Genomic DNA, 2,690 nt, shown 5'->3' with positions numbered 1-2,690 from the left:
TATTGCTCGATTTACCCATTGAAATACAATCCAAAATTTATAGATATTTGCAGACTCGTGATATTGTCTGTTTAACACTGACAAATTCATACATTAACAACGCTCTCAAAAATGATGCATCATTGGTAAGGGCATGGTATCGCCAGATTGCTTCATCTCACCAGGCTATTCCAAGAACCATCGGCACTGCAAAAGATAAAGATCAACTCGAGGATTGGTTGAGCCGTTTTACAAAGGATAAGGCATTAGTCAAATCAGTCATGGATCGCCAGGCGAGTTTTTATTGCCCTGCCCTGTTCTTTTCCACTCTCACTCAACTGATGATTGAATGTAAAACATTTAAATTTGAGACAAAGGCCACCCTTCCCAATTATGGCGAGATCAACTCAGCTACCTTGAGTGCCGATGGTCACTATCTGGTGAGCATCTGTGATCGTCAAACGGTGAAAATCTATGGCCGGGAGACCGACGGATCATGGCAAGCAAAAGGCACTATCTCCCATAATGGTTCTGTCAGATCATTCATGCTCAGTAACGATGGCCACTATGTGGTGACCGCCAGTGCAGACGGCAAGGCGAGAATCTATGGTAAAAAGGACGAACGATCATGGGAAGAAAAAGCCATCATTTCCCATGATAACCCTCTCACATCAGCCACCTTCAGCGCCGATGGTCGCTTTGTAGTGACCACCAGTATCAATGGCAAGGCGAAAATCTACGGCCGGGAAGACGATGGGTCATGGACAGAAAAAGCCATTATTAGCCACAACACTTTAGTATCATCGTCCACCTTCAGCGCCGATGGTCGCTATGTGGTGAGCACCAGCTATGATTGCAAAGCGAAAATCTATGGCAAGATTCACGATGGGTCATGGATAAAAAAAGCCATCATTCACCATGATGATTCAGTCATATCAGCCACCTTCAGCGCCGATAGCCGCCATATGATCACCTTTAGTGCAGATAGCAACGTCAATACAGGTCTCAAGGTCAAAATCTGTGGCCTGGAGGACGATGGGTCATGGGAAGAAAAAACCATCTTTTCCCATGGAGATCATTTCCTCTCTGCCACCTTCAGCGCCGATAGCTGCCATATGGTAACCTCCGGTCAAGATGGCAGGGCGATAATCTATGGTCAGGAAGACGGATCATGGAAAGAAAAAGCCACCATTTCTCATAATGGTTGGGTCTACTCAGCCACCTTCAGCCCCGATAGCCGCTATGTGATCACCCACGGTCAAGATAATGAGGCGAAAATCTATGGCCAGAACGATCATGGATCATGGGAAGAAAAAGCTACCATTTCCCATCATATGCAAATCAACTCAGTAGCCTTTAGCGCCGATAGCCGCCATGTGATCACCCTCGGTGTAGACAGGAAGGCGAAAATCTATAGCCGAAAGCTCAATGGATCTTGGGAAGGAAAAACCGTCGTTTTCTTTGTTTCATATCTCAAATCAGCAAGCTTTAGCATCGATGGACGCCATGTGGTCATCACCACTAACAATAACGAGGCGGAAATTTATGGCCAGACAAGCGATGGGACATGGCAGAAAAAAGCCTACATTTCCAATCTTAGAGGGATCACCTCAGCCACCTTCAGCGCCGATGGCCATCTGTTGATCATCCATGAAAATGAGCCGGCGAAAATCATTGAGCTAAGGATGGATAAATGACTAGCTTGAACTTTTTATGCAGATTAACCAGGCTACCGCCGCCATCCATTGAAAGGCGACCTTGACTACTTAGTCTTAATGACAAGAATGTTAATCACCATAACAAAATATCAAACAATGAATTTAGATTATTGTCCAATAAGCTAAAGACTTAAAAGGAGAGTGATTAATGACAATAATAAACGGTTCATTACTTGGAGATATCGTTAAGTTTCATAAACCAGAGCATCATGCCAACACGGCAGTCATCGTAATAGATGAGATGGATAAAAAATGGAGTTCTGAGACTGTTGAGAATCATCTTGTTAGAAAACAAAGCCAACAAGAAACCCTTCGCTTTTGTAAAGAGCTTGGATGTAGAATCATTGTCGTTCATGAGCACAAAGAAGCACATCCAAGGCATATCTATGATGTTATTAAAAAACCAGATTTTCACTGCACCAAGCAAGCGCTAGGTGTGCTTAACGCAAAAACTGAGCCTCCCTTATTGCCTTTTTTAAAAGAAAGAAAGATTACAAGCCTTGTTCTTATGGGGGGTCACTACCGTATGTGTGTTCGAGAATCTTTGATAGGCCGTTGTTCTTTTGGGCTTTTAAGTTCTGGCATTCTTAATCATCAAATTACCGTACTCACATCGCCGTCTTTACTGGCTAGTTACAGACCTGAAATGTATCAATTAGAGCCTAAATTTTCGGCTGATGCCTGTTCATTCAATAACAAAAATGGTGATTTTATCGCAGATGCTCAATGGCCAGTTTTTGCATTACACACAGGAATGAGAATCTATACAAAAATTTCTGATTAGCTTCGATCTTGCTTTGTGCAGCTGATGAGCCGCAAAGGGAACTTTAAACATCAGCTTGCCAGGATAGCGTAAATAGTTTCCGAAAAAGTTTTCGAAAAATAGTGTCAAAAAAACTCTTGCCATATCCTATTCCAGGAGCCTGTCGGACTTAAGACTGTCCTACTGCGGTTGCAATAAATTGGTCTAAAAATTCCTGCTTCTTCGTCAAA

At 43.0% G+C, this 2,690-nt stretch carries 2 protein-coding genes; both read left to right on the top strand.

Features of this window, described 5'->3' with window-relative positions; translation table 11 throughout:
• Positions 1-1,676 (top strand): hypothetical protein (locus KDK16_RS01005; protein WP_257274289.1); only part of this gene is annotated, 1,676 nt, incomplete at its 5' end.
• A gap of 169 nt (positions 1,677-1,845) precedes the next feature.
• Positions 1,846-2,481 carry a hypothetical protein gene (locus KDK16_RS01000; RefSeq protein ID WP_257252638.1) on the top strand — a complete coding sequence of 212 codons (636 nt, stop codon included), beginning with the start codon at positions 1,846-1,848 and terminating at the stop codon, positions 2,479-2,481.
• The last annotated feature ends 209 nt before the right edge of the window (positions 2,482-2,690 follow it).

It is taken from the genome of Endozoicomonas sp. SESOKO4 (assembly GCF_024606275.1).
This window is presented reverse-complemented; position numbering and strand designations above follow the sequence as displayed.

Coding starts and splice junctions, on each gene's coding strand:
- KDK16_RS01000 (WP_257252638.1), top strand. CDS start 1,846: ATGACAATAATAAACGGTTCATTACTTGGAGATATCGTTAAGTTTCAT.